This window comes from Paenibacillus herberti, from assembly GCF_002233675.1.
Lineage (GTDB): Bacteria > Bacillota > Bacilli > Paenibacillales > Paenibacillaceae > Paenibacillus_O > Paenibacillus_O herberti.
The window spans coordinates 1,334,680-1,361,244 of record NZ_NMUQ01000002.1; the positions used below are offsets into that span (position 1 = coordinate 1,334,680).

Annotated in this window: 32 protein-coding genes and 3 riboswitches; of the genes, 15 read left to right on the forward strand and 17 right to left on the reverse strand. The window is 52.1% G+C overall.

The annotated features are described in order from the left end of the window. Positions 1-198: 198 nt before the first annotated feature. The 6 genes from CGZ75_RS18465 to hflX all read left to right on the forward strand — a co-directional run bounded on the left by CGZ75_RS18465 (position 199) and on the right by hflX (position 5,501). Positions 199-1,101 carry a cupin domain-containing protein gene (locus CGZ75_RS18465; RefSeq protein ID WP_089525670.1) on the forward strand — a complete coding sequence of 301 codons (903 nt, stop codon included), beginning with the start codon at positions 199-201 and terminating at the stop codon, positions 1,099-1,101. Between the two features lie 228 nt (positions 1,102-1,329). Beyond that, positions 1,330-1,860, forward strand: coding sequence for a hypothetical protein (locus tag CGZ75_RS26030; RefSeq protein WP_089525671.1), 531 nt, complete (start codon positions 1,330-1,332; stop codon positions 1,858-1,860). A 386-nt stretch (positions 1,861-2,246) separates the two neighbouring features. Next, positions 2,247-2,738: an RNA polymerase sigma factor gene (locus CGZ75_RS18475; RefSeq protein WP_245850917.1), complete on the forward strand. Its 492-nt coding sequence runs from the start codon at positions 2,247-2,249 to the stop codon at positions 2,736-2,738. 175 nt (positions 2,739-2,913) lie between these two features. After that, entirely contained in the window at positions 2,914-3,414 is a 501-nt protein-coding gene (locus CGZ75_RS18480) for a hypothetical protein (RefSeq protein WP_089525672.1), read from the forward strand. Positions 3,415-3,468: 54 nt separating this feature from the next. After that, complete coding sequence (locus tag CGZ75_RS18485; protein WP_089525673.1) at positions 3,469-3,693, forward strand: hypothetical protein; 225 nt, start codon at positions 3,469-3,471, stop codon at positions 3,691-3,693. A 530-nt stretch (positions 3,694-4,223) separates the two neighbouring features. Further along, positions 4,224-5,501 (forward strand): GTPase HflX, encoded by a 1,278-nt coding sequence (gene hflX, locus CGZ75_RS18490; protein WP_089525674.1) that lies wholly within the window; start codon positions 4,224-4,226, stop codon positions 5,499-5,501. Positions 5,502-5,551: 50 nt separating this feature from the next. Here hflX and CGZ75_RS18495 read toward each other — a convergent pair whose 3' ends face one another. Together CGZ75_RS18495 and CGZ75_RS18500 are read right to left on the reverse strand one after the other, a co-directional pair. After that, the gene (locus CGZ75_RS18495; protein ID WP_089525675.1) at positions 5,552-5,866 is read right to left on the reverse strand and encodes a DMT family transporter; all 315 of its coding nucleotides are present in this window, start codon (positions 5,864-5,866) and stop codon (positions 5,552-5,554) included. Between the two features lies 1 nt (position 5,867). After that, complete coding sequence (locus CGZ75_RS18500) at positions 5,868-6,212, reverse strand: DMT family transporter (RefSeq protein ID WP_089525676.1); 345 nt, start codon at positions 6,210-6,212, stop codon at positions 5,868-5,870. Between the two features lie 133 nt (positions 6,213-6,345). Continuing rightward, positions 6,346-6,456: riboswitch (guanidine-I (ykkC/yxkD leader) on the reverse strand. A gap of 335 nt (positions 6,457-6,791) precedes the next feature. Between CGZ75_RS18500 and CGZ75_RS18510 the strand changes: the two genes are divergently transcribed. After that, complete coding sequence (locus tag CGZ75_RS18510; protein WP_141136813.1) at positions 6,792-7,322, forward strand: hypothetical protein; 531 nt, start codon at positions 6,792-6,794, stop codon at positions 7,320-7,322. Positions 7,323-7,412: 90 nt separating this feature from the next. Here CGZ75_RS18510 and CGZ75_RS18515 read toward each other — a convergent pair whose 3' ends face one another. Both CGZ75_RS18515 and clpP read right to left on the reverse strand, forming a co-directional pair. Continuing rightward, positions 7,413-7,616 carry a hypothetical protein gene (locus CGZ75_RS18515; protein ID WP_089525679.1) on the reverse strand — a complete coding sequence of 68 codons (204 nt, stop codon included), beginning with the start codon at positions 7,614-7,616 and terminating at the stop codon, positions 7,413-7,415. Between the two features lie 217 nt (positions 7,617-7,833). Next, on the reverse strand, positions 7,834-8,409 hold the full coding sequence (gene clpP, locus CGZ75_RS18520) for an ATP-dependent Clp endopeptidase proteolytic subunit ClpP (protein ID WP_089525680.1): 576 nt from the start codon (positions 8,407-8,409) through the stop codon (positions 7,834-7,836). Between the two features lie 190 nt (positions 8,410-8,599). Between clpP and CGZ75_RS18525 the strand changes: the two genes are divergently transcribed. After that, a complete protein-coding gene (locus CGZ75_RS18525) occupies positions 8,600-9,460 on the forward strand; it encodes an RNA polymerase sigma factor (protein WP_089525681.1) in 861 nt (286 codons plus the stop codon). 96 nt (positions 9,461-9,556) lie between these two features. Next, the gene (locus CGZ75_RS18530) at positions 9,557-10,144 is read left to right on the forward strand and encodes a hypothetical protein (RefSeq protein WP_089525682.1); all 588 of its coding nucleotides are present in this window, start codon (positions 9,557-9,559) and stop codon (positions 10,142-10,144) included. On the opposite strand, the gene CGZ75_RS18535 is transcribed toward CGZ75_RS18530, so the two are convergent. After that, positions 10,133-10,912: an SDR family oxidoreductase gene (locus CGZ75_RS18535; protein WP_089525683.1), complete on the reverse strand. Its 780-nt coding sequence runs from the start codon at positions 10,910-10,912 to the stop codon at positions 10,133-10,135. The genes CGZ75_RS18530 and CGZ75_RS18535 overlap by 12 nt on opposite strands. 381 nt (positions 10,913-11,293) lie before the next feature. After that, a riboswitch (glycine riboswitch) is annotated at positions 11,294-11,393 on the forward strand. Beyond that, positions 11,394-11,498: riboswitch (glycine riboswitch) on the forward strand. 121 nt (positions 11,499-11,619) lie between these two features. Here CGZ75_RS18535 and sdaAB point away from each other — a divergent pair. Together sdaAB and sdaAA are read left to right on the forward strand one after the other, a co-directional pair. Continuing rightward, entirely contained in the window at positions 11,620-12,336 is a 717-nt protein-coding gene (sdaAB, locus tag CGZ75_RS18540) for an L-serine ammonia-lyase, iron-sulfur-dependent subunit beta (protein ID WP_089525684.1), read from the forward strand. Continuing rightward, positions 12,305-13,186, forward strand: coding sequence for an L-serine ammonia-lyase, iron-sulfur-dependent, subunit alpha (gene sdaAA / locus CGZ75_RS18545; RefSeq protein WP_089525685.1), 882 nt, complete (start codon positions 12,305-12,307; stop codon positions 13,184-13,186). The genes sdaAB and sdaAA overlap by 32 nt, the downstream gene beginning before the upstream one ends. 116 nt (positions 13,187-13,302) lie before the next feature. On the opposite strand, the gene CGZ75_RS18550 is transcribed toward sdaAA, so the two are convergent. Continuing rightward, positions 13,303-13,818 carry a hypothetical protein gene (locus tag CGZ75_RS18550; protein WP_089525686.1) on the reverse strand — a complete coding sequence of 172 codons (516 nt, stop codon included), beginning with the start codon at positions 13,816-13,818 and terminating at the stop codon, positions 13,303-13,305. A gap of 202 nt (positions 13,819-14,020) precedes the next feature. Here CGZ75_RS18550 and CGZ75_RS18555 point away from each other — a divergent pair, with 202 nt between their 5' ends. Next, positions 14,021-15,823, forward strand: a complete 1,803-nt coding sequence (locus CGZ75_RS18555) for an ABC transporter ATP-binding protein (protein ID WP_089525687.1) — start codon at positions 14,021-14,023, stop codon at positions 15,821-15,823. Between the two features lie 70 nt (positions 15,824-15,893). Here the strand turns inward: CGZ75_RS18555 and CGZ75_RS18560 are convergent, their stop codons facing one another. Then, positions 15,894-16,112 (reverse strand): hypothetical protein, encoded by a 219-nt coding sequence (locus CGZ75_RS18560; RefSeq protein WP_089525688.1) that lies wholly within the window; start codon positions 16,110-16,112, stop codon positions 15,894-15,896. Positions 16,113-16,175: 63 nt separating this feature from the next. Then, entirely contained in the window at positions 16,176-16,664 is a 489-nt protein-coding gene (locus CGZ75_RS18565) for a hypothetical protein (RefSeq protein WP_089525689.1), read from the reverse strand. A 184-nt stretch (positions 16,665-16,848) separates the two neighbouring features. Between CGZ75_RS18565 and CGZ75_RS25420 the strand changes: the two genes are divergently transcribed. After that, positions 16,849-17,025 (forward strand): hypothetical protein, encoded by a 177-nt coding sequence (locus tag CGZ75_RS25420; RefSeq protein ID WP_176444911.1) that lies wholly within the window; start codon positions 16,849-16,851, stop codon positions 17,023-17,025. A gap of 128 nt (positions 17,026-17,153) precedes the next feature. On the opposite strand, the gene CGZ75_RS18570 is transcribed toward CGZ75_RS25420, so the two are convergent. From CGZ75_RS18570 to CGZ75_RS18610, 9 genes are all read right to left on the reverse strand, one after another. Continuing rightward, positions 17,154-17,597, reverse strand: a complete 444-nt coding sequence (locus tag CGZ75_RS18570; RefSeq protein WP_089525690.1) for a hypothetical protein — start codon at positions 17,595-17,597, stop codon at positions 17,154-17,156. A gap of 38 nt (positions 17,598-17,635) precedes the next feature. Further along, on the reverse strand, positions 17,636-18,079 hold the full coding sequence (locus tag CGZ75_RS18575) for a hypothetical protein (protein WP_089525691.1): 444 nt from the start codon (positions 18,077-18,079) through the stop codon (positions 17,636-17,638). Positions 18,080-18,138: 59 nt separating this feature from the next. After that, entirely contained in the window at positions 18,139-18,585 is a 447-nt protein-coding gene (locus CGZ75_RS18580) for a hypothetical protein (RefSeq protein WP_089525692.1), read from the reverse strand. A 147-nt stretch (positions 18,586-18,732) separates the two neighbouring features. Then, a complete protein-coding gene (locus CGZ75_RS18585; protein ID WP_089525693.1) occupies positions 18,733-19,818 on the reverse strand; it encodes a cation diffusion facilitator family transporter in 1,086 nt (361 codons plus the stop codon). A 204-nt stretch (positions 19,819-20,022) separates the two neighbouring features. Beyond that, on the reverse strand, positions 20,023-20,943 hold the full coding sequence (locus tag CGZ75_RS18590) for a 1,4-dihydroxy-6-naphtoate synthase (protein ID WP_089525694.1): 921 nt from the start codon (positions 20,941-20,943) through the stop codon (positions 20,023-20,025). After that, complete coding sequence (locus tag CGZ75_RS18595; protein WP_245850918.1) at positions 20,940-21,665, reverse strand: futalosine hydrolase; 726 nt, start codon at positions 21,663-21,665, stop codon at positions 20,940-20,942. Before CGZ75_RS18595 ends, CGZ75_RS18590 begins: the two co-directional genes overlap by 4 nt. A gap of 257 nt (positions 21,666-21,922) precedes the next feature. Then, on the reverse strand, positions 21,923-22,828 hold the full coding sequence (locus CGZ75_RS18600) for a DUF4097 family beta strand repeat-containing protein (RefSeq protein WP_089525696.1): 906 nt from the start codon (positions 22,826-22,828) through the stop codon (positions 21,923-21,925). Continuing rightward, positions 22,828-23,385, reverse strand: a complete 558-nt coding sequence (locus CGZ75_RS18605) for an HAAS signaling domain-containing protein (protein WP_089525697.1) — start codon at positions 23,383-23,385, stop codon at positions 22,828-22,830. The genes CGZ75_RS18600 and CGZ75_RS18605 overlap by 1 nt, the downstream gene beginning before the upstream one ends. Continuing rightward, complete coding sequence (locus CGZ75_RS18610) at positions 23,382-23,702, reverse strand: PadR family transcriptional regulator (RefSeq protein ID WP_089525698.1); 321 nt, start codon at positions 23,700-23,702, stop codon at positions 23,382-23,384. The genes CGZ75_RS18605 and CGZ75_RS18610 overlap by 4 nt, the downstream gene beginning before the upstream one ends. Before the next feature lie 468 nt (positions 23,703-24,170). Between CGZ75_RS18610 and CGZ75_RS18615 the strand changes: the two genes are divergently transcribed. Together CGZ75_RS18615 and CGZ75_RS18620 are read left to right on the forward strand one after the other, a co-directional pair. Beyond that, positions 24,171-25,517, forward strand: a complete 1,347-nt coding sequence (locus CGZ75_RS18615) for a sugar ABC transporter substrate-binding protein (RefSeq protein ID WP_176444926.1) — start codon at positions 24,171-24,173, stop codon at positions 25,515-25,517. Between the two features lie 137 nt (positions 25,518-25,654). Then, positions 25,655-26,548 (forward strand): carbohydrate ABC transporter permease, encoded by an 894-nt coding sequence (locus tag CGZ75_RS18620; RefSeq protein ID WP_089525699.1) that lies wholly within the window; start codon positions 25,655-25,657, stop codon positions 26,546-26,548. The last annotated feature ends 17 nt before the right edge of the window (positions 26,549-26,565 follow it).

Consider the following 26,565-nt stretch of genomic DNA (forward strand, 5'->3'; position numbering starts at 1 on the left):
TCATTTGCAAATCCCCCAAAATGGGGAGCGCTAAACAATAGAAAGAGATGAGCAATGAAGCGAGGCCAACCGGGCCTCGCTTTTTTACTATATGCAAATAGGACCAAGCCCTCAGCACTTTAATGCGTATCAGCGGCCGATGTGGCACATATCCTCATTCTATATGCAACTAGACCATCATGGGGAAGGATGGGGACAATGACGATATCCTATATGGACTACACCAATCCCAATCTTACGTTTACGTATGATATGAGAAACAACCTCGTCTCCAAGACCAATGACCAGAACTACTTTAATCTGCTCGGTTACAAGCAGTTGCCAACCCTGGGATCTGCATCGCTGTTGGACATCTTCATGAGTAAGGGCCATTTTGTGGAGCCACATTATCATCAAAATGCATCAGAGCTAGTCTACCTCGTCTCGGGAACGGTTACGGTATCGATGATCAATCCGTTTACGAGCAAGCTGATCAGTATCCCGATTACGCCGCAGCAGGTCGTCATCGTGCCTCAGGGCTGGTGGCACTTTGAGGAAGCGACATCGGACAACACGCATATGCTGGCGGTATTCGACGCTCCGACGCCGCAGGTTATTCTGGGTTCGGATATTTTGCGTCTCACACCCACGAATGTGATGGCTGAGACATACTGTCTGGATGAGGCTAAATACAAGGCAGCTATCTCGCCGATTACACAGACGGTTGGCATTGGGCCGCTGGATAACTGCCAGAAAAATCGCGAACTAGACGAATTCCGTTCAGCCGAACAGGAAGAAGCTCCTCCCGTCGGCATTTCTGCCTACGGGACCGCACCTCATTGGGCAGGAACGAGTGTTTCGGGGCAGCCGGCCTTCCTTTACAGCCAGGCGCCTTACCGCACGCAAGCTCCAAGCTATTATCCGCAACCTTATTTCCCACAGCCGACCTATGGGCAGATGCAGGGCTACACACAACCTTATGCCCAGCAGCCCACCGCGTACGCGCAGACGTACTTCCCGGCGTATGGCCAGCAGCCATATCCGCAGCAGAGTGCTGCACAGGCGGCCTATACCAGTCCATATCAGTACCAAGCGCAGCAAGCTCCGACGGGCTACCGCTAAACAAAGCTGAGAAACATAGAGCATCTAAGTTTGTATTTTTCAATAAAAGAAGGTACAGTTCCTCAAGCAAGTTGAGGAGGCTGTACCTTTTTTTGATTGAGTAGTTCTACTGGACAGATGCCAGAATCCATATAACTACTGTTCACATACTATATTGATATAAAGTTCAATAAGCTTCAGGAGAAAACGAAGAAAATAGAAATAAGCCTATCACGGGAGGAATGCAATTTGAACGACAAGTCGGAAATTGCAGCTATCAGCAACTATAAGAGTGGTCTTGGAGCTAGCGTAGGCGTCATTTTAGTTTTGTTTATTCTACTTGTTATCGTTTCACGTACCTTTAGCACGGACAGAACCGGTTCCACTAACGATCCTTCAAGTGGCATTAACACTGCCCCCAACGAATTCACGAAAAGATTCTATTTTTACAGTGATACTTTTCCACGTTCTCTTATTCAGACCTTTCGTAGTGGAAGAGTAATTGTCCCCAATTCAGCATACATTCTTGATCCAGGTGAACTGGATTATGTAGACGTGGTGAATGGGGACTACGCTGAATCAACTGCTATAATCCGTTATGATGCCTTCCCTCCCCCTCCGGGCGGCCAGTCAATAGGTCATGTAGATGCTACGCTGGTAAATAGAAGTGGGATAGGTCAACTTAGCTACTTCAAAATAAGAAGTGTGTCAGGGGTGCTCGGTGCATCGGAGAGGACTTACAATGGGGCGCCCATTTTAACTATCTCCTACGAATTCTAATGCGCGGCGCTTCAACTATTTCAACCTAATAATTATGGGGCTGGCCCAAAAGTCATCTTTAGATGATTTAGGAGCAGCCCCTTGGTTATTTAGGCTTCCAGTTCAATATAGGCTGATGGCGCTGCCTCATTTTCGAATCGAGGCGTAACGAATCTGAGAGACGCTATTGAGGAGATTTCGCGGTACTATCATCATTTCCCACTCAAATAACGCTTCTCAGTTCCGTTACATAATTTGTAGCCTGTTTTGAGGGGAAATAAGCTCTCTCAGGTTCGCTAGTATGTGCGTGGACAAGCAGAGGAGCTACCTGAGTGGCATTTCTAGTGTTGAAGCGAAGCGATAGGGACTTTCACAAAGACTTGGCTGAAGGCTACGACCGTGGAGCGGTGCTGGAGGATTTAATGAAACGGTTTGGAGCCGATGTGTGGAACTTCGCCTACTTCCTGACCCGGAGCAGCGATACCGCTGATGATTTGGCGCAAGAAGTGTTTTTAGCTGCATATCGATCGCTGTATAACTTTCGCGGTGGGGATGAATCACTGAAAAGCTGGCTTTTAAAAATAACGAGAAATAAAACCCTTCACCATTTGCAGAGCGCCTTTATGCGCAGGGTCAAGCTTCCAGGGCGTTTGCCCTTTATTGATGCTGCTCCAGCAGCGGAGCAGATTTATTTTGAGAAGCATGCCCGGAATTTGTTATGGGAAGCCGTACTTGATCTGCCTTTGAAATACAGGGAAGTTCTGATTCTTGATTATCATTATGGATTGAGTAATCAGGAAATTGCGCAGCTCTCCGGCATTGCAGAAGGAACGGTTAAGTCAAGAATTCATCGTGCCAAAAAAAAGCTTGCAGCACATTTGGGGAGGGATGAACGATGAAGGAAAGTAGTCTAAAGTCGCAGTTGAAAGAGCCGCCATCCTTTCAGCAGCGCGGTTTTCGTCCTGAGCTGATGCAGCAAATTAAGCTTCAGGCTTTGCAGGTTGAAGGGAGTGAGAAGCCTCCCAAAAAGCGGCTATCGATTTACAATGGATTTGCCGCATTAGCGGCAGCGCTATGTCTGTTTGTCCTTTCCTTTTGGTCGACCGGCTGGATTGGAGAACAGGAGAAGGAATCGCCGCCCCCGTCGTTGCGGAGCGCACGATATATGAACGCAATGGCAAGGTTATTCTGGAAGTTTACCCTCAGCCTGAACTGGTCGCAGGGCAGTACGCCGGGTTTATTTTCAGCTTCAAGGAGCCGTTATCTACGTTCAAGGACAAATCGCTTATCATTCAAGCCATCCATGCCAAGACCGGTGCGATAGAGAGTCTATCCGCCAAAGTCATTCACACCCCTAGCCCTGGCTATGAGGGTCTTGAGCGCTACAATCTGGGCATCGTCCTTCCTATCGGCGGCCCATGGAGGTTGGAAGTTACACTGGACGGCTCGTTTTATGCAGATGCCATCGTTCAGTTCCATGAACCGGATTGGACGGAGAGTGGGCGGTTCTTCTCGGGCTCCTATGAGTTGGTGGGGACGGAAAGCCGGACAGGAATCATTGATGTTCCGTTTTAGACTGGGAAACGGCAAAAGGTCATGTGGCATTTTTGGGAGGGATCTTTCTACAGTTTGAAAGATAGCTTCGAAATCAAGGCTATCAAGAAAGGCAGCAAGGAAATGGTGACTGTACTTTCCACGATTGACCAGGGAATAAAAAATCCGTTTGCTGGTCCCATTAATGGTGCTGACAAACATGTGAGTACTTCCGTCCGATTACCGGAACCGGGAATTTGGCGGCTGATGCCCTACGTAGACGGGAAGCTAATCGATTCGATTGTAATAAAGGTAACCTGATTCACACCTCATGGCATAGCCTGGGAGCAACGGGACCAGAATAGGGTAAAGATCGATTATAGGCGTTGCGCCCGGTTGCATGGCTGGAAGAGACTGTGTTACACTCGAACCAATTACTGCGGAACGATGCTATTTCTGCCATTCGGTAGATGGATCGTTCACGCTCGAACGGAGGGTTACGTGTGATTCATTACATCCGGATCCGCACGGTGCGTGGCTAATTGAATAGCGCCCATGTTCTGCCTTGTGCAGGGATCTCGAGATGTGGATGAATCCACGTTCATAGCCCAATTGCGCCTTCTTCCGCCTATATACGGACTGTCATTTGTCTGTCCGTGCCAGGGGAATTGAGGGCGGCTTTCCTCCACGCTATGGAGGGATTCGAGATGCGAAGCGGCGCGGCATTGCCGCCCGCCTTCATCCGGCTTCCCCTCGGAGTCTTCTTTGCTGCATAGGATGAACACGGGCGATGAGCGCCCGTGTTTTTTTGTTCCCATTTTACCCCAGAACCCCGAGAGGATGATCTATAGATGCAAGAACCCCGTGAAAAAGCAATACTCGTCGGCGTGCACGAGCAGAACAACCATCAATTCGCCTACTCCATGGAGGAGCTGTACAATCTAGCCGATGCCTGTAATATCGAAGTTGTCGCGGAGCTGACCCAGAAGGCGGAGCGCATCCACAAAAGCCATTACCTCGGTTCTGGCAAGCTGGAGGAGCTCACCCATCTGATGGAGGCACACGATAACCCGACTGTCATCTGCAATAACGAGCTGTCACCTTCGCAGATTCGCAATCTGGAGGCGACGTTGAAAACGAAGGTCATAGACCGTACAATCGTCATTCTGGACATCTTTGCCGAGCGCGCTCAGACAAAAGAAGCCCAGCTGCAAGTTGAGGTAGCGCGGCTGAACTATATGCTGCCAAGATTGGTAGGTCTGCGTGAGTCCTTGGGCCGCCAGGGCGGTGGCTCGGGCCTGAAAAACCGCGGCGCAGGGGAAACAAAGCTGGAGCTCGACCGCAGGCGGATCGAGGAACGCATCCACATGCTGGAGACGGAGCTTGAGAAGCTGGTCGCCCAGCGCCAAATTCAGCGCAAACGCCGTAAAAAGAACGAGATTCCAGTCATCTGTCTCGTCGGTTATACTAATGCCGGCAAGTCAACGCTGCTGAACTCGATTGTGGATACTTTCCATCCAGACTCCGGCAAAAATGTGCTGGCCAAGGATATGCTTTTTGCCACATTGGAAACATCAGTGCGCAGCATCGAGCTGCCGGACCGCAAGTCGTTCCTGCTGACCGACACGGTTGGCTTCGTAAGTGGCCTGCCGCATCATCTCATCAAGGCATTCCGCTCCACGTTGGAAGAGGTGTCGGAAGCAGATTTGCTCATTCATGTGGTTGATTCCTCCAATCCGGAGTTCAATCAGCAGATTCAAGTAACGGAGGAAACGCTCAAGTCGCTTGGAGCGGAAGGCATTGGGATGCTGTATGCCTTCAACAAGTCAGATCTAGCAGGGACTTCTTATCCTCGGGTCGAAAATGACCGGATCTACCTGTCGGCTTCCCGGCACGAAGGTGTGGAGGAGCTTATAGGTGCCATTCGCAAGCAGATTTTCCATGATTATGTGCAAGCCGAGATCGTCGTCCCGTATGAAAAAGGAGCCTGGGTATCTTATTTCAACGAGCATGCCCAGGTAATGGAAACCGAATACGAAGAAGGCGGCACCCGCATGAAGCTGGAATGCCGCGAAGCCGATCTTAACCGTTTCAACCAAGAGGTTGGAGCGGCGCAGACGGTGGAATAAGATAAAGGCCTTTCCCCGGATTATAACTCGGAGAAAGGCCTTTTTTAATCCTATTCGAGAACTTTAAGTCCAACTGCCGCTCCTAGCACAAGTGTAATACACAGGATACGCTTCGCGCTGCGGGACTCACCGTAGAACAGCATACCCATCAAAGCGCCTCCCGAAGCTCCGATGCCGGTCCATACTGCATAAGCAGTTCCCATCGGCAAATCACGCATTCCGAGGCTGAGCAGCAGGAAGCTGGATATGAAAGCAAACGCCATTAGCAAGTAGTTCGTGATGCTCCGGCGCTCATTAATCTTGTTTATCATCGTGACGCCGAACACCTCAAAAAGTCCGGCTCCAATAAGGTAGATCCAGGCCATGTCAGTTCCCCTCCTTCTTAGTCTGAGCGGGCTCATGACCAAGCAGTTTGAGCCCAATGACGCCGATAAGCAGCACGGCAATTAACACCAGCTTCATTGGGTCTACAGGATCGCCGAAGAAAATCATATCTGCTACTACGGTTCCTGCTGTACCTAACCCGACGAATACCGCATAAACGGTACCGACCGGCAAGTGGCGGGCTGCATCCAGCAGCACATAGAAGCTAACCAGAATGCCGATGGCAGTCAACACCCATTCTACTGGTGTGTCGGAATGTTTCAGTCCGATGACCCAGCCGACCTCGAACACTCCAGCGCCTAAAATTTTGAGCCAATGTTTATTCATACCGATAATACCCCTCTCTCCGACTGCAGCTTTTTAAGATCCGTTCCAGTGGTTGCCGTTCCAAGTATTCCCCATATCGCGGCTAAAATGCCCGCAAAAAAAGCCCGGAGACAAGTCGCTTGTAACAGCGGTCATCTCCCGGGCTTTTATCCCTCCGTGTAAACGCGGCCTGTCGGCCGTGCCGTTCCCTCTCGGACCAGACCGGCGAAAAATATCGCGCCGCGGAACCCTAGGCAACTTGAGCGTATGATCTTTAGCTGCAAGACTTTTGAATATCAGGCTATTATAGCAACCTCGAATGCGGGAAACAAGGGGTGTGGCAACATTTTTTTGCGGATTTGTAAGGGAAAATTAGCTTTTCGTGGGCACGAGGAGGAAGATGAGAGGACTGGAACTTTTTTGCAGTTAGAAGCGTCTGCATGGAAAAAGGGTAAGAAGTAGAAGGGGAGTCTACATACAAAGCGAAAAGCCTGAGGAATGGAGAGCGATCCATAACCTGCCAGACGAAGGAATGCAGAGCTCGGCAGCAGGGGAGCGGGAAACAGTAAATCGGGAACGAAACACGAAAGGAGTAGGACAATGATGGATGCTGAACATTCAGGCAAGCTTTTGGACAGGGATGAAACCGGAAAAGCAAGCCGATTGGAGCCAGGGAAAAGGGGAGGCAATCGTGCCGTGAATGGAGCAGCTGTTATAAAGTACGTGATTCTTTGTGTTGTTTACATCATTATTTTTATGGGCGCGCTGCTTATGGTGGAGTTGATCGAAGGCCGAAAAATCACGACCACAGAGTATATGGGCCTGACGAATATGGGAGGGGGATATGTCATACTGGCATTTTTCTTTACCGTTATCCTCTATGTTCTCGCTGTTTTACCGCTCACGCTGGTAGTTAACCGGTGGTTGCGGCATCCGCTTTTGCAGGGGGTGCTGTTCACCGGATTGGCGATTTGGGCGGGTCAGTTCCAGTACCGGAGCTACGAGTTTTTCATTGAGGGGTATGGAGTGCAGCCTTGGACGTCATGGTGGGTGTTCGGAACAGCTGGTATCTTGTATACAGCGGCGAATGTGTGGCTGACGCGGCTGGCAGATCGGCAGAGAGATGTATGACACGGGGGGGACGATTGACGATAGTCGTGGATAAAAAAACAGAGACAAGGGATCTGTGTCTCATCCCCTTGTCTCTGTTCTTAGGAGAGCTTAAGCAAAGCCGACCTTAGCCTTTTCCCGTTCTTTCAGATTGAGGCTGATGGCGCGAATGGATGTGACCGGGATATACAGTTCCTGATAGGCCGTCGTGTATTTAACATACTGCTTGTCAGCCTCCTCCAGCACACCGTCATCGGCTAACGTTCCGTCGATAAAATGAATCATAACCTTCTGTCCCTTAAGCTTCTCCAGCATTAGGCTCACCTCTTCTGAGTTAATGGGGGCTTCCCCCTTATTGTAGCCGAATGGAACATCCGCGGTCGCGCTAAGTTTGTATGCGATCAATACTCATGAATGGAACATTCGTGCTTGCGCTAAGTTTGTATGCGATCAATGCTCATGAATGGAACATTCGTGCTTGCGCTAAGTTTGTATGCGATCAATGCTCATGAATGGAACATTCGTGCTTGCGCTAAGTTTGTATGCGATCAATTATTCCATACTCAATCGCTTCTTCGGCAGACAGGAAGTAGTCGCGATCCATGTCCCGCTCGATTTTCTCAAGAGGTTGGCCGGTCCGTTCGGCGGCGATGCGGTTGAGCGTCTCGCGTGTTTTCAGAATTCGTTTAGCGGAAATGGCAATATCGCTTGCCTGGCCCTGTGCGCCGCCATGAGGTTGGTGGATCATAATCTCGCTGTTCGGCAGCGCGCTGCGCTTACCTTTGGTCCCGGCTAACAGCAGAATCGCTCCGAAAGAGAAAGCTGCGCCGGTGCAGATGGTTTGGATGTCAGGCTTTACGAGCTGCATAGCGTCATAAATGGCCAAGCCGGCTGTTGTCGAACCGCCTGGACTGTTAATATACATATGAATATCCTTTTCGGCATCATCCGCTGCCAGAAACAGAAGCTGCGCGATGACGGTGTTTGCCACCGAATCATCGATTGCTGAGCCGACCATGATGATTCGTTCCTTCAGCAGCCTGGAATAAATGTCATAGGAGCGCTCACCTTTATTAGTTTGCTCGACGACAAAGGGCACATGGTTCATTTTTGTTCCTCCTTCAGGAATTCGCTTGTGGCGGAGCCGGTTGACTTGTTGCCCCTGGTAAACGATCTGGCGGAAGGGAAGGATACGGGCTGGGGAAGAGGAATATTTTTCGTCGGTTGGCGTATCCTTTAGCGCTCTTCAAACGTTTACCTGGTACCGACTGTATGTATACGAAAGGAGCTGCCGCTGCATGGATACGGCAACGAAGCTGGAGGAAGAGCGCGGAGCACTTCGCCGATATTGTCTGGCGCTGGCAGGGTCCCCTAGCGATGCAGAGGATCTGGAGCAATCCGCATGGGCTAGAGCGCTCGGCTACCCAGGTTGGGACGGTCACGCTAACAAGCAGGCGCTGCTATTGCGCATTGCTCGTAATATTTGGACGGATCAGCAGCGTAGAAAGGCACGGCACCAGCGTTTGCTGCCGGAGCTGTTTCCAGATCAGGCGGCAGCATATATGCCCCAGCAGCATATGGATAGCTGGGAGCTGGAGACGATGCTCCACTCCCTTGAGCGGCGGATGACGCCGCTGCAGCTGGCAGTATGGCTGCTCCGGGAAATGCACGGCAGCAGCATTGCGGAGACAGCGGAGCGCCTCGGCATGACCGAGGGAGCTGTCAAAGCCGCCATGCACCGATCGCGCCGTGCGCTGGCTGCGGTGCGGTGCGATTTGCAGGCTGGTGGCCTGCGCGAGCCTGCGGACGAGGCGCTTCTCATCCGTGTGCGCGGCCTGGCCGCAGCTTTGCGCACTGGCGATGCCGCGGCCATTGCGGCGCTGGCAGAGCAGGATGCGCTGGAGCCAGCAGTGGCGGCGGCCAGCCTGGCCGGGCGCGTGCAAGCCAGCGCCGATGCGGTGCCGGATGCAGGCGCGGTAGACAGCCCGCGGGCATACGCGAATTATGATGCGGCAGCCTGGTCTTCAAGTTATGCCCCTGTTTCAGGGGCTGGTTATACAGCAGCTGCGGGGGCTGCTTTCCAGAGCGCTTCCAGCGGCTATGCCAGCGGAACTATGAGCGGTTGGAATGGTTTCGGCGGCTTACGGGCCGTCGGCTAAAGCGAATGAGAGATGCAAAGAGCCCTCCAAACAGGATGTTTGCCTGTTTGGAGGGTTCTTTTTAACTGTGATTTGAAGTGCCGTCGCAGACGGCACTTGAAAGCCGCCGAAGCGGCTCCAGCACAAGAAGCAAGTAGCCGAAGTTACTTGAGAAGCGGAAAAGTGGCTCTGGATGCCGAAGCAAGTAGCCGAAGTTACTTGAAAAGCGGAAAAGTGGCTCTGGATGCCGAAGCAAGTAGCCGAAGTTACTTGAGAAGCGGAAAACTGGCTCTGGATGCCGAAGCAAGTAGTCAAAGTTACTTGAAAAGCAGAAAACTGGCTCGTGATGCCGAAGCAAGTAGTCGAAGCTACTTGAGCGTGCTAGAAGCGGCTCCGACGAGCAAAGCAAGTAGTCGAAGCTACTTGAGCACTCTAGAAGCGGCCCCGACGAGCAAAGCAAGTAGTCGAAGTTACTTGAGCGAGCCGGAAGCGGCCCCGACGAGCAAAGCAAGTAGTCGAAGCTACTTGAGCACGCTAGAAGCGGCTCCGACGAGCAAAGCAAGTAGTCGAAGTTACTTGAGCGAGCGGGAAGCGGCCCCGACGAGCAAAGCAAGTAGTCGAAGCTACTTGAGCACGCTAGAAGCGGCCCCGACGAGCAAAGCAAGTAGCAAAAGTTACTTGAATGCCGCCTCCCTAGCGCCCTAAAAATCCGCCTTCGGACAAAATCACCTGGCCGGTAATCCATTGGGATTCATCGCTTGCGAGGAAAGTGATGGCTTTGGCCGCATCATCGGGGCGACCGATCCTCCCCATCGGGAACATCGGCAGAAACTGAGTCCCCATTTCTTCCGTGATCCAGCCGGAATCCGTTGGTCCGGGATCGATGCCGTTTACGGTAATCTGCAAGGGCGCCAAGCCGGCAGCCAGCGGTTCAATAAGGCCGACCAGCGTTCGCTTAGTCGCCAGATAGGCTAGATTTTCTGCATCGGGACCCTTAGATACGAGAAAAAGGATACGCCCCGGCGTCCCAGCCGCTTGGCTCGTCTCGAATCGCTTAGCGAACTCGGTGCTGAGCAGAATGGGGCCGCGATTGTTAATAATATAATGGCGGTCGAGCGATTCCTGGGTAAGATCCCGGAAGTTCGTCGGCGCACAGTAGCAGGCATTGTGGATGAGAATAGTTGGCGCTCCAATGGTCCCTTGTGCCTGATCGAGAATTCGAGAAGGGGTCGCAGGGTCCAAAAAATCGGCCTCCATATGCGCGGCCTTAACGCCAGAGGCAGTCAATTCCGCGCACAGCTGCTCGGGCCAGTCATCCTGCCGGCCGTTCCCCTCCTGACCGTCGAATGGACGCCAATGGGTAAAGAATATAGCTGCGCCAAAGCTTGCCAGCGAGCGGCAAATGGCTGTTCCGATCCCCGTTTCACGGCTTACGCCGGTGACAATGACTCGTTTATTTTTCAATGAATGCATGGATTCCGCCTCCGATCTTGGATGGGAGGGTACGCAGACTTCAAGCGCTTGGAGAGGTAGGATTGCATGAGCGGACAGCGGTTGGAATGCCGCGGCCAGCCCAGCAAGTACGGTTGTCTGCATTACCCTGTATGGCATGAAAAAGGCGCGCCGAATTCGCAGCGGCATAACCGCAGCTTACAGCGTCCCTATTCCGTTAACGATCGCCTTTTACAGTGTGCTCCACATCGTACGGTTAGCTCCTTTTGACCATCTCCGCCCCAACCGTACTACGGCTAGAAAATAATTGTCAAGGAAAGCGATTACAGAAAATGCTGTTACCCTGACTTCTGCCTGTTGATGAACAGTGGCTGACTGCATATAATGATATATGCACAGCGGATGATGGCAGCGGGAGAGATTGCCTGTACGATTAGGGCAACGCCGAAGGAGCAAACCCGATCAGGGGGAATCTCTCAGGCAAAAGGACCTTTGTCGGACGCAGCTCTGGAGAGAATTCCGCGCTTAATGCGCAGGAATCACCCAAGGGGAAACTTCCGGCTACGCCGGGGGACAACTCTCAGGTACAAAGGACAGAGCGGTGGAATACGGGGAAACAGGGGCAGAGGAGCCCTAGTTTTGTCGCATTCTTCCGCTCTGTCTTTTTATTTTTCAAGGACAGAATAGAGACAGGGCGGTTCTTGCCAATATAAAGGAGGATGGCGCCCATGCGCTTCAAGGATGTGTTTTCGATAATCGGGCCTTCTATGATCGGTCCCTCCAGCTCCCACACCGCTGGCGCAGCGCGCATCGGACTGGCTGCAAGGCGGCTGCTCGGCGTTATGCCGGAGGTGGCGCGTGTGAGCTTTTATGGCTCTTTTGCCGCTACTTATCAGGGACATGGCACAGATACGGCAATTGCCGGAGGACTGCTTGGCTTTCATACAGATGACCCGAATCTGCCGGATGCCATCGAGCTGGCCGAAGAAGCTGGCATGGATCTGACGTTCCGGGAAGGAAAAGGGCTGTTCCCACATCCCAACACGGTCCGTTTGGAGCTTGAGGGGGCCGGAGGACGGCGGCTGTCCCTGCTTGGCACTTCCATCGGCGGCGGCAATGTGGAGATTGTCGAGGTGAACGGATTTTCGGTTAAATTCGGATGTTCCTGTCCGGCACTATTGGTGCGCCATCGCGACCAACCCGGTGTCATTGCGGCGTTGACCGCCGCGCTCCAGGGGGCCGGTCTCAATATTGGCGGCCTATCGCTGAGCCGCATGGAGCGGCAAGGCGAGGCGCTTGCAGTTGTGGAGCTGGATGGCGAAGCCCAGCAGGAGTTGCTCCATCTGATTCGGCAGCTGCCTAACGTACTCGGAACGGACTATGTGAACATAAACGGAGAAGAGGAGGAGCCGCATGAACTTTCGGACGTTGAAGGAGCTGAGTGAACGCTGCAAGGAGAGCGGGCTGACGATCGGTCGGCTGATGCTGCAGCAGCAGGCGAGGGAATCTGGCCGCGATGAGTCGGTAGAGTTCGCCAGCATGAAAGAGTACTACGGCATTATGAAAGAAGCCGTGCATAACGGGCTGACGCGTGATACGACGTCACGCAGCGGACTGACCGGACTAGACGCGCAGCGCGTCGCCGCCTACAACGAGAACTCGCAGCCGAGCCTCGGCGGCGAGACAGGACGCGCCATGGCCTATGCGCTGGCCGTGTCGGAGGTCAACGCCTCTATGGGGCGCATCGTCGCGACGCCGACGGCAGGCTCATGCGGCATCATTCCCGGCGTGTTCGTAAGTTCCCAGGAGCGGTTCGATTGGGACGACGACCGGATGGTAGAAGGGTTGTTCGCAGCCGGTGCGATTGGTTATGTCATCGCCAATAATTCCTTTGTCTCCGGTGCCGAGGGGGGCTGCCAGGCAGAGGTCGGTTCTGCGATTGGCATGGCGGCGGGCGCACTTGTCGAGCTGCGCGGCGGTACGCCGGAGCAGGCAGTGCATGCGGTTGGACTAGCGCTCAAAAACACGCTTGGCCTTATTTGCGACCCGGTGGGCGGTTTGGTGGAAATTCCGTGTATCGTGCGCAACGGTTTTGGCGCGGTCACTGCACTTGCCGCAGCTGATATGGCGCTGGCTGGCGTGCGGAGCGTTATCCCTTCCGATGAGGTTGTGCAGGTAATGCTGGAGGTGGGCGCGGCTATGCCTGAGAAACACCGCGAGACTGCTGGAGGTGGGCTGGCCCAGACACCAACGGGTAAAAAGCTGATGGAAGGCCTGCGCAAAAAGAAGCGATAGCTGACCAACTCGGCAAAAGCGGCTGCAGGTTTGGCTTTCGGTTCTTCGGACAACAACAAATAAGAGGCTCCCACGGGGGCCTCTTATTTGTTGTTGTTTCGTTAATCAAATCAAAGTTATTGATTATTAAATGTCAGAGTGCGGCCGCTGGTCCGGTAGTTGATCGGGGAGATCGGGGGCCTCGTGATTTCTACTCTCTCAAACTGAGCTCTTGGAGGGAAAGCACCTCCTGGATAATAATACATGGTTACCCTTATTAAACCTGCTTGATCAGGATCTATTCCAAATCTAGGATCATAAGCGTAGAAATAAGAATCAACCCTGGTGCTTTTACTGCTGGTTTTTACATACACAGTGGTACTGCCTCCATTAGGTTGAAGGGTGAAGTCTGAAGGGTACTGAGCCCAGTCTCCTCCGAAACGATACATGAAGAATCCCAAAGAAGTATTGTTAACGATGGTGAAATCAACGGAACCTGCTTCAAATACGGGGGCTTCTGCAGGCAGAGTGGATACCGGGGAAAAGGTAGAAACGACGATGACGAGAAGGATAAAAAGAACAAGCACGATACTTGTTTTTGAACTATTGCCAAAGCCGCTGATTTCGCTTTTTGCGATGGGGAAGTAAGGCATGACGGGAGCCTCCTATTATTTCCAACTAATAGTATATAGAGGTAGAATATGAGGGAAATAGAGGGAGGGTCACGGCGCATACCGGGGTTCGTATTAAAACTCATTGACAGATGTCATGGCCATCTTCTATAGTGCCGATGAATGATACAGAATGACGGTATAGTTAGGCTAACCTATTCATCGCTAAGGAGCGGATTTAATCATGGCAAATCGGACCGCAGAGGTCCAACTGCGGGGCAGCTCTTTTGAACAGACTTTCCAGCAAGCTGTTAAACCTGGGAACCGGACGGCATTCCAGTACCTCCTGTCGTTGTACAAAGGCAATTTTATGAATCTCTTCATCTCCATTGTGTTCATGAACATCAAAAATCTTCCCGTCTATTTGCTGCCGATCGTCACAGCCAACATCATCAACATTGTGGCGAAGCCGGCGGGACATAACATAAGCCAACTGTGGATCAACTTCGCGGTGCTTATCGTAGTCGTGTTGCAAAATATCCCGACGCACGCCGCATACGTCAGCTATCTCAGTCGGGCTATCCGTGCCGTCGAGGCAGGGCTGCGCGGCGCAATGGTGCGCAAGCTGCAACAGCTGTCCATCAACTCGCATCGGGAGCTGGCAGCCGGTCGGCTGCAGTCCAAGGTGCTGCGCGATGTCGAAGCGGTGGAGGGCATGTCCAAGCAGCTGATGCTGGCGTTTGTCCCTTCGATTTTCAGCGTGATCATCGCTTTTGGACTTACGCTGTACTCTAACTGGCTCGTGTCGCTGTTCTTCGTGCTGACGATTCCGGCGGCTATCGGAGTGATGCAAATTTTTAAAAAGCGCATCAAGCGAAGCAACAATGAATTCCGTAAGGAAATCGAGACGATGAGCAGCCACGTAGCGGAAATGGTGGAGATGATTCCAGTCACGAAGGCGCATGGTCTGGAGCAGGTGGAAATTGACCGGATCGACACGACGCTGAAGCGGCTGCAGGGCAAGGGCTACCGGTTGGACATAGTCGAAGCTTATTTTGGCGCATCAGGCTGGGTTACGTTTCAGGTTGTGCAGGTCATCTGCTTGCTGTTTACGGCGTATCTGGCGTTTACCGGCAGCATTCCAGTCGGCAACATTGTGTTGTACCAGGGCTACTTTGCGATGATTCTCGGTTCCGTCTCTACTCTGATGAATGTTTACCCCATCATCGCCAAAGGTTCAGAATCGATCTCCTCCATTACCGAAATTCTCCGCTCGACGGACATCGAGGATAATTCCGGCAAGCTGAAGCTGCCCAAGCTGAGCGGGGATTACCGCTTCGAGGACGTGCAGCTCAAGTTCCGGGACGGCGAGCAGCATGTGCTGGAGCAGGTTGATCTGGACGTAAAAGCGGGTGAATGCGTCGCATTCGTCGGAGAATCGGGAGCGGGCAAATCGACGATTCTTAATCTCGTCATCGGGTTCCTCAATCCAACCTCAGGACGTGTCAGCGTAGACGGTGTACCGCTTACGGAGCTGGATCTGTCGGAATACCGACGCCATCTGGCCGTTGTGCCGCAGACGAATATTCTGTTCTCCGGCTCCATCCGCGACAACATTACCTACGGGTTGCAAGGAATTAGCGACGAGCGGGTGATGGAAGTCGTCGAGATGGCTCATCTGACGGAAATGGTGGCAAGGCTGCCGAAGGGCATCGACACGATGGTCGGCGAGCATGGCGGCAAGCTGTCCGGCGGACAGCGGCAGCGGCTTGCAATCGCACGGGCGCTGGTACGCGACCCCAAAGTCATTTTGCTGGACGAGGCGACTTCTGCGCTTGATAACGCCTCGGAGCATCATGTGCAGCAGGCGATGCAGCAACTGATCAAGGGGCGCACGACGTTTATCGTCGCGCATCGCCTGTCGACGATCCGGCATGCGGACCGGATTGTCGTTATGAAGCAAGGCCGCATCGTAGAAGCGGGAACATTTGATGAGCTGATTGCCCGTAAAGGCGAGTTTTACAACCTAAAACAGCTGCAGATGTAACCGGGCCGTAGGTTTGAATAGAGTAAAAAAGAGGTCTTCACGGAGACCTCTTTTTTGCATATTTCAGACTTTAACTGCGTTTGCGAAGTTCGAAAAACTCACATTCCGAACGGGAATGATAAGCAAAGTCGGCGACATCCGACTGAAGAACAACCGTCTGTTCATCAAAACGGACGATCACGCCTCCAGACTCAATCATATGGTCGTCACGGAAAACGCGAACGGGAATACGGTCATCCAGCGCTTCCTGAAAGTCGGTGTCGGTGTGAAGCGGACGGGTATAGGCCATGGACTGGATCTCCTTTTGAGAAATAAAGTTGGATTTAAGTATAGCACGGCCCCGTTTTGTTCATCATTTATTCTTTAAAAATAGCGTTGTGCCTCCGGTTGAGAAGTAATAAAAAGGGGCGCCGTTGAGATCTAGTCTATTAAAATAGTTCGAACCGAAAGCTCCGTCCGTATACATAGGGATTGCAATATTATAAATAGGGGCTCTTGTAAAGTCCAAAACATAGTAATAAGCCGTGCAGGAGTTTAACCAAGGAAATTGTCTCTGTACATAAACATCACCTGAACCGCCGTTAGGATTAATCTCAAAAGGCTCAGGAAGACCAGCATATTTCCCGACAATTCTGTTCAGGACAAGCGGATAGCTCGTGCTGTTGATAATGGTGAATGTTACGGTTGAGAGCGGACCTACCTGCGGAGCATCGGATGCAGGCGAAGGCTGGGTAAAGATAGGAAGGATTATAACGAGGAGAATAAACAAGACAAGAATGATGCCTAAGTTGGAACTGTGGACGTTTCCTTTGGTTGCTGATTCTTTTGCCGATTTTTCCATATTCAATTTTCCTTTCGTTTGCAGGCTCATCCTGGAGTTGTTTATTAATAGGTTATGAGAACAGAGGTGATAGGGAACGGCATATACACAGACAATAAAATTTAACAGAAGGTAATTTTCCTAAAATAATGCAATAATGTAATATATAATAGCTCAAGAAGTTTCTTGAAATGGAGGACGTTAAATGGACACGGAGAAGGAAGTGCAAGAGCTTCGCCAGCGAGTGGAACAGCTGGAAGCGGCGGGGAGCCGCAAGGGACAAAATGGTGCGATGCGATTTATAATAGGGTTTATTATTGCTGTGGCCATCATGATGCTCTTATTGGTGGCAATTGGAATCGTACAGTTTATATCTGCTTAGCAGCTTTTGAAATGCGGATAATCGAGACGGCGAAATTGCCGCTTCCTTAACTAGAAATGGCAAAAGCCCGAATGCGCGGGAAATGCGCGGCTCGGGCTTGAAGTCTTTGGCTATAGTGGTTGGAGCGATCAGTCTGTGACGGCAACACCGGTCAAGCATTCTGGACCCGGTCGTCCCATATCTTCGGATTGCGAGGTTGCGTACATCGTATAGACCAGAACACCGGATTCAGGGGCTTGCACGTTGAAATCCGCGGCTTCGATGGCAATGCTTTTGGGGCCGACTTCAGCCGGTAGGAATTGGACAAATGTTGTGGAGACGAGAGGATCGGTTGGCTGATCTCCTCTGACAATGGTGATTTGCATGACAGGAGAGAAGGCATTTTCAGCAACAATAAATACGCCGATCTGTCCTTCAAGTTTGACTCGAATGACACCCTCTGTATCTGCTGCTACGTTGAGGCCGATTTGACCGACGAGCGTAGGATTCTGAAATAAAAAGGAGTCTACCGGGAACAAAGGTGTGGCAAGAGTTATGTTGGTCGAAGTTCTGGCATCGAGCAATTGGGTCATAGGGTTCTACCTCCTTTTCAATTAATTGGAATAGGCGTTCAGCCCGTGTATACAGAGGCGGTAAAAGTTTCCGGTCCCGTTCGTCCCACCTCTTCTGCTAATGATGTCGCGAACGCCGTGTAAATAAGCGTACCGGAGGTCGGGGCGGGGACATTGAAATCATTTCCGTTGACAAGGACAACTTGGTTCCCGGTCTGAGTGCTTGAATAGGTTTCAAATGCGGATGCTACGCGGAGATCGGTAGGAAGCGAGCCGCGTACGACAAAAAAGCGAATCGAGATATTGGTCGAATGTTCCGGGAGAAGCGTTACGCCGAGCACACCTCTATATTCAACTCGAATGACGCCCGGAGTGTTGGGCGGGACATTTAATCCGACGGTTCCAATTCGATAGACCTGGTTTGGAATAAAGGTGCTGATGGGACTGCCCTGTTCGGCGTTGGGGATATTATCCGATGTTCTTGTATCGATCATTTGGGCCATTAAGATCACCTCCATAAATAAGCAATTGTATTTTCCTTGTGTTGAATCTTTCCTGTCGATTAATCCATATATGCCGAGGCATTAAAGTTCTCGGGTCCGGGTCGTCCGAGCTCGACATTAACCGCAGTGGCAAAAATGGTGTAGGTCAGGGAGCCAGCTTGAGGGGGGGAGACATTAAAATCTGCCGCTGTAATCGTAATATCTTGAACTCCTGGAATCTCAGCTAAATACTGAACAAAGGTCGTGGAAACAAGCGGATCGGTAATGGATGTTCCCCGCACAACATCAAGTTGGACCAAAGGATCAAATTCCGAGTCCGGAAAAATGAACACTCCTGCTGTACCTTTAATCAATACGCGAATCTTACCGTTTGCATCGGAGGAGAGGACATTCAAGCCTACCTGTCCGAATAGAACGGGAGTGCCGATAGGAAAAGTGCTTAAAGGGAATCCCTCATTTGCCAGAGCTATATTCGTTGACGTTCTGAAATCTATCAATTGAGTCATGGCATTCACCTCCTTGCTGTAGTGTATTCCATTACTCCCGAAATGCTTGGACTACTGTCTGCAAAGTCTATCGTCTATAAAGGATAAAAAAAGCCCAAACCGCAACGATTCTGCGATTCGGGCTTTTGGTCATGATAGAGGGATAGCTTAGATGCCAAGCACGGCGTGATTCACTTTGGAAGTCTCAATTTGGATCGTGCAATGTTCAATTTCATAGTCATCTTTCATCAGGAGCAAGGCTTTCTGTAAAATAACCCCGCTGTCGGACTCATCTTCTACCAACAGGTGACAGGTCATGGAGTCGATGCCGGAAGTGATTGTCCAGATGTGAAGGTCATGCACATTGATGACACCGGGCAGCGATTGAAGATCATTGCGCACCGACTCCGGGTCGACGGAAGGAGGGGTTCCTTCCATGAGGATGTGAATGGTGCTTTTCATCATGCCCCAGGCGCTCTTGACGATAAGCAAAGACACAATTACGGAAATGATCGGGTCCGCACGATACCAGTCGAACAGGGACATCAGTATGCCTGCGATAATGGCGCCGACCGAGCCGAGCGCATCTCCGATAACATGGAGATAGGCGCTTTTCATATTAACATTGCCTTTGACGTCGCCTTTGCGCATTAAAAACCAAGCGCTGGCGATGTTGGCGAGCAAGCCGATTACGGCGATCACGATCATGGAGTTGCTGGCAACCGTCGGAGGATCCCAAAAGCGGTCCCAGGCTTCGACGGTGATAAAGATCGCGATTGCGATCAGCGTGACCCCGTTGAACAGGGCGGCTAATATTTCGAAGCGATGGAACCCGAACGTTCGTTTCAACGAGGCCGGCTTCGATGCGAACCAGATGGCGAGCAGGCTGAGCGCAAGCGCGCTTGAATCGCTGAGCATATGGCCGCTGTCCGACAGGAGGGCGAGACTGTTAGTCAACAAGCCTCCGAAAAATTGTAGCACCATGATGCCGGCGGTAATGATGAGCGCGATTAGCAGTCCGGAGCGATTACCGCTGCTGCCCCCCCCATGGCTATGGGAGTGGCCTCCATGCCCATGACTATGCCCATGATCATGGTTGTGAGTTTGCTTGCGCTTGCTTTGCGCACCTGCATTTGTATTGTTCCTGTCCGCTCCCTGGCCGGGATTTTTGTCATGCGTGTGGGCGTGCTCGGCTGGATTTTTGGAGTCATGCTCGTGATCATGTTGATGATCGGGTCTATCTTGATTGGACATACGATTTCCTCCTAAATTCCTATATAACAAAACATATGATCATCTGTTCATATATTAATGTATGCGTGGAATTGCTCTCTGTCAAGTATTATGTACATTTTGAAAGGGAAAATTCGGGTAAAGGACAGTTAAAATAAAAAGACGTCCCAGGCCTTGGAAAGGGCTGGGAACGTCTTAAAGGAATGGATGATCTGAAACTACCTGTTAAGCTCGGAGGAGAGACAGATCGAACTGCGGCACAAGACCTTCATTTGCAGCTCGGCCGAGAAGGGCTTCAACGGAATGGAACCCGTCCTCGCCAAGGGAGCGTGTAAATTTATTAACGTATAGCTGAATATGGGAGCGGGCGACTTCTTGAGACATCTCTTGGGCGTATTGCTGCACATAGGCAGCGGAAGCCTCGGGATGTGCCCACGCATAATCGACAGAGGCTTGCGTCCAGCGGGTCAGAGCTTGGACATCCATGCCGCGCCTAGCGATGATGGCGCCGAGAGGGATCGGAAGTCCGGTATCGGCTTCCCACCACGCGCCCATATCGGCCATCAGAGTCAGGCCGTAGTCCGGGTAGGTGAAGCGGGCTTCGTGGATGACGAGTCCGGCATCTACTTTGCCATCGCGTACGGCAGGCATGATTTCGTGAAAAGGCATGACCACAATATGCGGCAAGTCGCCGGGAATTTGCTGTGCTGCCCATAGGCGGAAGAGCATGTAGGCGGTGGATCGGTCGCTCGGTACAGCGACCGTCCGGCCGCTCAGCCAGGCCGGGTCCATGCCCGGCGCAGCAGCTCCGCTATGAGCATGGGCGGAACCGGCAGCAGGTCCGTCTGCGCTGTTGGCTGTTTCGCTTGAGCGTACAGCTCCACCGGCTGCCGTCAGCACCAGCGGTCCGCAGCCGCGTCCGAGTGCGCCGCCGCAAGGGATAAGCGCATAACGGTCCAGCACATAAGGGAGGGCGGCGTAGGATATTTTCATCACTTCGGGCCCTTCGCCTTTGGCGGCCCAGGCATTCGTGATGTCTATATCCGCATACGTGATGTCAAGCTCTGGCGCGCCTTCGATCAAGCCATGCGCCCACGCATGGAAAACGAATGTATCGTTTGGGCAGGGAGAATAAGCGATTTTCATCGGATATCAAGCACCTCCGGTAAAATCATTCCCGTCCGCTCCAGCGCTGCCAGGGCGTCGCCGATGCGCCATGCATCGCGGTCCCGCGGCCCGACCGCGTTAGATATGGCGCGAATCTCCATCGCCTCGATGCCTTGCATCGAGGCAGCGGTCGCTACGCCATAACCTTCCATCGCCTCAGCTGCCGCGCCGGGAACCCGGCGTAACAGCTCGGCGGCAGTCTCAGCGCTGCCCGTCACCGTGGACAGCGTCAGCACCGGCGCCGCGGTCGCTTCCAGGCCACCGGCCCGCAGCGCCGCAGCAAGTTCCTCGGCGCGCGCGCGGTCCACCGGCACGCGCCACGAGCCGAAGCCCAGCTCATCCACGCTGGCAAAGCCCTGCGCGGTTTCCGCTCCGAGATCGGCAGCTACGATCTCGCTCGCTACTACGACGGAGCCGATAGGCGCGGCTCCGGGGAAACCGCCGCCGATGCCTGCGCTGATGACATAGCGCAGCGACGGCCCGCCGGCAATGGCTAGCGCCGTGCTGGCCGCCGCAGATGCCGGGCCTACGCCGCCGGCAACGACGATGCAGCGGCCGACACGCCGCAGCGGACCTTCAACCTCACCGCATACCTCGTTCGGCAACGCTTTGAGCAGCCCGCGTACGATAGCGTCGCGCTCGGCCTCAATGGCCGTAATGATTAGAATATATTGAAATGGCAAATCCTTTTTTGATTTCACCAGACATCCCTCCACTGTTTCTAACGATACTCTTCCTACGGGCTTCATTCAAGATTAATGATGCCGATTATCACTTCGCTGTACTCAATGCTGCACAGATGGGGATCGAATTGTGATCGGTGAACATAGTTTTACTATTCATTTTAAGACCGGCCAAGAAATACCGGCCGCCCTAAACAAATAAGGGGCTGTCCCGTAAGTCACCTAACGATGACTTACGGGACAGCCCCTAGATCCTTACATATGCAGCCCGAGGTTCACTTAGATTTCAGCGAAATATTCCCCGAGGCCGTGCTAAGGTTGACCGGAACCTCTCCGGCGCCGAACTTGATCGTCTGCTCTCCGCCGTCCGTTTCTTCCTTGCCGCTCCAATCATTGCGGAAATTACCGGACAATATCGAATACTGCACCGTTGCGGATGTCGGGGCTTTGTCTGTCAGCACGCTTATGTTGCCGCTTAAAGTGGAGGCTGAGAATGGTTGGGTTAGCTCCTGAAGCTCCGCCTTGATGTTGCCGCTTGCTGTTTCAAGAGCCATGCTGCCTTCGACTTGGGATAGTTCAATATTGCCGCTGCTAAGCTGCGCCTTTAGATCGCCTGTACGACTATTGTCGATTTCAATACTGCCGGACCCACTTTCAATATTGGCTTGCTCTGTTATGATGCGGCTGAGTTCAATATCTCCCGATCCAATTTGGATTTTTAGATCGCTGGTCTGAGTGGAGTCCATCTCGATGTCGCCGCTGCCGATATCAACCGAGATGGAGTCGAATTGGCGCTGGGGCAGCTCGATTTTCAAGCTAACCTCTAGAATGTTAATGCCGAATGAAAACCCGCTATCCTCTATGCCTTTAAAGGTAACGACGCCGTCGCTGCGGGTCAGCTTCAGTTGGATGTCGTCGCTGAATTTTTTGCTGGCGCGCCCCGTAAGCGAGGCGATAATGCGGTCCGGGTTGCTGCCTTTGACGATCTCGATATCCATGCTCCCGGAGTCGAGCTTAAGACCAGTGATTTCGGCCGAATCCACTTCTTCCTTTTGATTGATCGTCACCGTACCGAAGTTAAGGAATTCTGAACGGTCCGAGTTGCCGAAAATATATCCGGCTCCTGCAACGCCAACTACCAAGAGGATGATTCCAAGCAGAACTAAATTTCGCATTCCCATCAGACTTTCCTTCCTTTCAACATCCTAGTGTTGGCTTGCAGATATTTAAGCGTAAGTCGGAGGAAGCCGCGTGTAAGCTTGTAGGCAGTTGCGCCGAGCAGCAGTCCAAGTCCGACCGTAATCATGGCGGCAAAAATGGCAAATTGGAATTCGAACGCATCGCCGAAATATCCCTCATAGAGGATGGGGAAGGCTGCAAGAACGAGCGCTACCGACACCGCCCACAGTGCGAACAACAAGCCCATTAAGGCGATGTAAGGGCCAAGCACGAACACCAGATTGAAAAAGCCGAGGCCAACCGCGGCGAACACCGCTCTCGATACGGAACGGAGGCTGCCGCCGGAGCTCTGAGCTTCGGCTACCCGGTGGCCGAGCAGCATCTCTTTGGCGATGAACCGCGGATCTCCCAGCTCTGCTGCGGCCTCTTCCTCGGATTGGCCATGCTCCGCTGCAAGCCGGAAATGCTCCTCGTAATCAAACATCCAATCCCTGCGGATCCGCTCCGGAACCGGGGAGAGATGAGTCCATAGCTCTTTCAAATACCGTTCCTTCGTCATCGCTCGACACCTTCCTTAATCAATTCGTCTACGGCTACCGAGAACATCCGCCATTCACTGATAAGCGCCATGAGATGCGAATGTCCCTGTGGGGTGAGCCGGTAGTATTTGCGCGGTGGACCTTCCGGGGATTCTTGTAGATAGGTCGTGAAAAATCCTTCCTGCGTCAGTCTATTCAGCAACGGATATACGCTGCCGACAGCAACCTCAAACTTGTTGGACATCGCGATGGCCAGCTCGTAGCCATAACGATCTTCCCACACGGTCAGAGCCAGCACGCATAAATCCAGAACGCCTTTTTTGAATTGAACATTCATTGGCATAGCTCCTATCTATTGCAAGGTATTCGATAATGTATGATAGCAGACAATGATGAATACCATTCGATGTCCATAATATACCATCAAGCTATTCTATATTGCAATATAGCGGAGCGGAAATATGTAAATGTAAGTATTCAAAAAGGTCGCCATTCAGCACCGAGAAGGTTGTGAGAACCAGAAGAAGGAGGTTGGCAAACCTACATGAGCACCGGACTTCGAAGGTGAACACAAGATTCGATGTCGAGTTCGCTTCCTGCTTTACTTCGTGATCAATGGGGGGCTTTTTGAACAACCTCTAAATGCCTAACATCTTAAAAAATCAAACCTCACCCCTGAAGTTCATGCATTGTTGAAAACGCTTTATCGGGGCATAATCGGGATATAACTTGGCAGGGGGGACTTGAACAGGTGGAAAAGCAAATCAGAAAGTCCGAAAAGAACGAATCCGCTAACCGTCGTCCATTGAAAAAAACGGCCCTTATCCTAACAGCTGGTGTATTGGCAGTTGGCCTCGCGGCTTGCGGCAGCAGCAACAGTAACGGCGGCAACGAGTCGGCCAACAACTCCAGTGCTACTAATACGGGCGGCACATCCGGCGGCGACAGCGGCAAAAAAGTAACGATTACATTCCAGAACATTTATCCCGACGCGACTTCTCCGGCCAACAAGATGATGAAGGAGCTTGTCGCGCAATATGAAAAAGAAAATCCAAACATCAAAATCGAGCTTGATTCGCTTAATACCGACCAGCAGAAGCTGAAGCTCAAAACGCAGGCTGCTTCCAAGGAAGTGCCCGACATTACGATCGTTAATCCGGCTGCACAAATGAAACCGTTCGTCGACGCGGGTCTGCTCGCTCCGCTTAATGACATGCTGGATCAGAACGGCCTGAAGGACACCTTCCAAAAAGGTCTGCTCGACTACTACAGCTTCAACAACAACGTCTACGCCTTGCCGGACGGTAACAACATCGAGGTTGTTTATTACAACAAGGATCTGTTCGCGCAAGCGGGCATCACGGATGTGCCGAAAACCTTCGACGAGATGTTAGAGGATGTCAAAGCGCTCAAGGCGAAGGGCATCACACCGATTGCCATCGGTGAGAAAGACACATGGACGGGTTCGTTCTTGTTCATGAATATCTTGCTCCGCACGAATGGTGGACCAGGCTTCCTGCAAGACGTGCTTGACGGCAAAAAGGACTTTAATGATCCAGCGTTCACGGAAGCGACCGACGCGTTCCAAGAGCTGGTGCAGGCCGGCGCGTTCCCTGAGGGCGCAACGTCCATCGACGCTAATGCAGGCGGCAACATTTTCAAAACGGGCAAAGCGGCTATGTTCATCATCGGCTCGTGGGAAACCGGCAATATCGATGCATCTAGCGTAGCGGGCAAAGTTGGGGCGTTCTCGTTCCCGACCGTCAACGGAAAAGGCGATGTGAATCAGTTCATGCTCGCTCCTGGCTCCGGCTTCGCGGTTAGCGCGAACAGCAAACATCTGCAAGAAACGAAGGATTTCCTGAACTTCTTCATGACGAACTATCCGAAAAAGCAGTTCGAGCTGAAAAACGCAGTTGGCAGCGGCCAAATCATCGAAGGCGACTTCAAAGCGGCTGGTTACTCGGATCTGGCCATCAACATTTTGGATATGTTCAAACAAGTTACCGGCGGCGATCTTGCGTTTGATAACACGATGAAACCAGCCGTCGCTCAGGCTCATCTGAGCAGTATCCAAAACCTGTTTGTTCAAAAGGTTGAATCCAAACAAGCAGCTAAGGAACATCAGGACGCTTTTGCAGCGAACAAATAAAATCGGCCCACGCGGCAAGGACATGATCTCCTGACAGAGGGGCTGTCCTTGCCATTCGGCTCAGAACGGCTCAGAAGTCATAAGGGAATCGCGCTCGCGCGTTTCGGATCGCTTCTGTCGGAGGGAGTAGAGAAATCATGAATGTGCTCAAAGTGCGCTGGTGGACGATCGGGATTTTCGTGCTGCCGTGTTTGCTGCTCTATATTATGATGGTATTCGTGCCAATCGTCGTATCGGGATATAACAGCCTAATGCTCTGGGACGGCATCGGCCCGAACAAAACGTTTATCGGCTTGGAAAACTACAGGAACATCTTGTTCAATGATCCATACTTCTGGCCTGCTGTTAAGCGCACATTGATGTACGCCGTTTTCTCCATGCTGGAAATTCCGGTCACGCTGCTGTTCGCGATTCTAATCAACCGTTACGTGCGTCGCGGCAATACGTTAGTATCAATCTACTTCATGCCGGTCATTCTCTCGGTCGTCATCATTGGCCAGCTATGGAAAACGATCTACAATCCGCTCGATATGGGCGGTATGATTAATGGAATTCTAAACTCCATTGGCATGGAAGAGCATATGACGGCTTGGTTGAGCTCGCCTAAGTTTGCCATGTACAGTCTGTATATTGTGTCGCTTTGGCAATACTTCGGTTACCATCTGTTGATTCAGTACACTGGTGTCCAGAATATCCCGACTGACATTTACGAGGCGGCCAAAATCGACGGCGCGGATGGTTTTAAGGCAGACCGCTACATTACGCTGCCGCTCATCGTACCGGTGTTCAAAATTTCCATCGTGCTGGCGTTTATCGGGTCTCTGCAAGCGTTCGATCTTATTATGGTCATGACCGGAGGCGGTCCTGCGCATGCAACCGATGTTATCTCAACGCTCATGTACAACTCCACTTTCCAGGAATACAAGTACGGATACGGCAGTGCGCTGGCGATGACGCTCGTCATCATCTGTCTCGTATTTACCGTGCTGATCAATAGCGTTTTCAAGCGTGTCGAGAATAAGGTAAGCTGAGGAAAGGAGAGCATACA

Bases quoted from the DNA above. Each gene is read 5' to 3' on its own strand.
- CGZ75_RS18465 (WP_089525670.1), top strand. From the start codon at position 199: ATGACGATATCCTATATGGACTACACCAATCCCAATCTTACGTTTACG.
- CGZ75_RS18480 (WP_089525672.1), top strand. From the start codon at position 2,914: ATGTCTGTTTGTCCTTTCCTTTTGGTCGACCGGCTGGATTGGAGAACA.
- hflX (WP_089525674.1), top strand. From the start codon at position 4,224: ATGCAAGAACCCCGTGAAAAAGCAATACTCGTCGGCGTGCACGAGCAG.
- CGZ75_RS18495 (WP_089525675.1), bottom strand. From the start codon at position 5,866: ATGGCCTGGATCTACCTTATTGGAGCCGGACTTTTTGAGGTGTTCGGC.
- CGZ75_RS18500 (WP_089525676.1), bottom strand. From the start codon at position 6,212: ATGAATAAACATTGGCTCAAAATTTTAGGCGCTGGAGTGTTCGAGGTC.
- CGZ75_RS18510 (WP_141136813.1), top strand. From the start codon at position 6,792: ATGATGGATGCTGAACATTCAGGCAAGCTTTTGGACAGGGATGAAACC.
- CGZ75_RS18515 (WP_089525679.1), bottom strand. From the start codon at position 7,616: ATGCTGGAGAAGCTTAAGGGACAGAAGGTTATGATTCATTTTATCGAC.
- clpP (WP_089525680.1), bottom strand. From the start codon at position 8,409: ATGAACCATGTGCCCTTTGTCGTCGAGCAAACTAATAAAGGTGAGCGC.
- CGZ75_RS18525 (WP_089525681.1), top strand. From the start codon at position 8,600: ATGGATACGGCAACGAAGCTGGAGGAAGAGCGCGGAGCACTTCGCCGA.
- CGZ75_RS18535 (WP_089525683.1), bottom strand. From the start codon at position 10,912: ATGCATTCATTGAAAAATAAACGAGTCATTGTCACCGGCGTAAGCCGT.
- sdaAB (WP_089525684.1), top strand. From the start codon at position 11,620: ATGCGCTTCAAGGATGTGTTTTCGATAATCGGGCCTTCTATGATCGGT.
- sdaAA (WP_089525685.1), top strand. From the start codon at position 12,305: ATGAACTTTCGGACGTTGAAGGAGCTGAGTGAACGCTGCAAGGAGAGC.
- CGZ75_RS18550 (WP_089525686.1), bottom strand. From the start codon at position 13,818: ATGCCTTACTTCCCCATCGCAAAAAGCGAAATCAGCGGCTTTGGCAAT.
- CGZ75_RS18555 (WP_089525687.1), top strand. From the start codon at position 14,021: ATGGCAAATCGGACCGCAGAGGTCCAACTGCGGGGCAGCTCTTTTGAA.
- CGZ75_RS18560 (WP_089525688.1), bottom strand. From the start codon at position 16,112: ATGGCCTATACCCGTCCGCTTCACACCGACACCGACTTTCAGGAAGCG.
- CGZ75_RS18565 (WP_089525689.1), bottom strand. From the start codon at position 16,664: ATGGAAAAATCGGCAAAAGAATCAGCAACCAAAGGAAACGTCCACAGT.
- CGZ75_RS25420 (WP_176444911.1), top strand. From the start codon at position 16,849: ATGGACACGGAGAAGGAAGTGCAAGAGCTTCGCCAGCGAGTGGAACAG.
- CGZ75_RS18570 (WP_089525690.1), bottom strand. From the start codon at position 17,597: ATGACCCAATTGCTCGATGCCAGAACTTCGACCAACATAACTCTTGCC.
- CGZ75_RS18575 (WP_089525691.1), bottom strand. From the start codon at position 18,079: ATGGCCCAAATGATCGATACAAGAACATCGGATAATATCCCCAACGCC.
- CGZ75_RS18580 (WP_089525692.1), bottom strand. From the start codon at position 18,585: ATGACTCAATTGATAGATTTCAGAACGTCAACGAATATAGCTCTGGCA.
- CGZ75_RS18585 (WP_089525693.1), bottom strand. From the start codon at position 19,818: ATGTCCAATCAAGATAGACCCGATCATCAACATGATCACGAGCATGAC.
- CGZ75_RS18590 (WP_089525694.1), bottom strand. From the start codon at position 20,943: ATGAAAATCGCTTATTCTCCCTGCCCAAACGATACATTCGTTTTCCAT.
- CGZ75_RS18600 (WP_089525696.1), bottom strand. From the start codon at position 22,828: ATGGGAATGCGAAATTTAGTTCTGCTTGGAATCATCCTCTTGGTAGTT.
- CGZ75_RS18605 (WP_089525697.1), bottom strand. From the start codon at position 23,385: ATGACGAAGGAACGGTATTTGAAAGAGCTATGGACTCATCTCTCCCCG.
- CGZ75_RS18610 (WP_089525698.1), bottom strand. From the start codon at position 23,702: ATGAATGTTCAATTCAAAAAAGGCGTTCTGGATTTATGCGTGCTGGCT.
- CGZ75_RS18620 (WP_089525699.1), top strand. From the start codon at position 25,655: ATGAATGTGCTCAAAGTGCGCTGGTGGACGATCGGGATTTTCGTGCTG.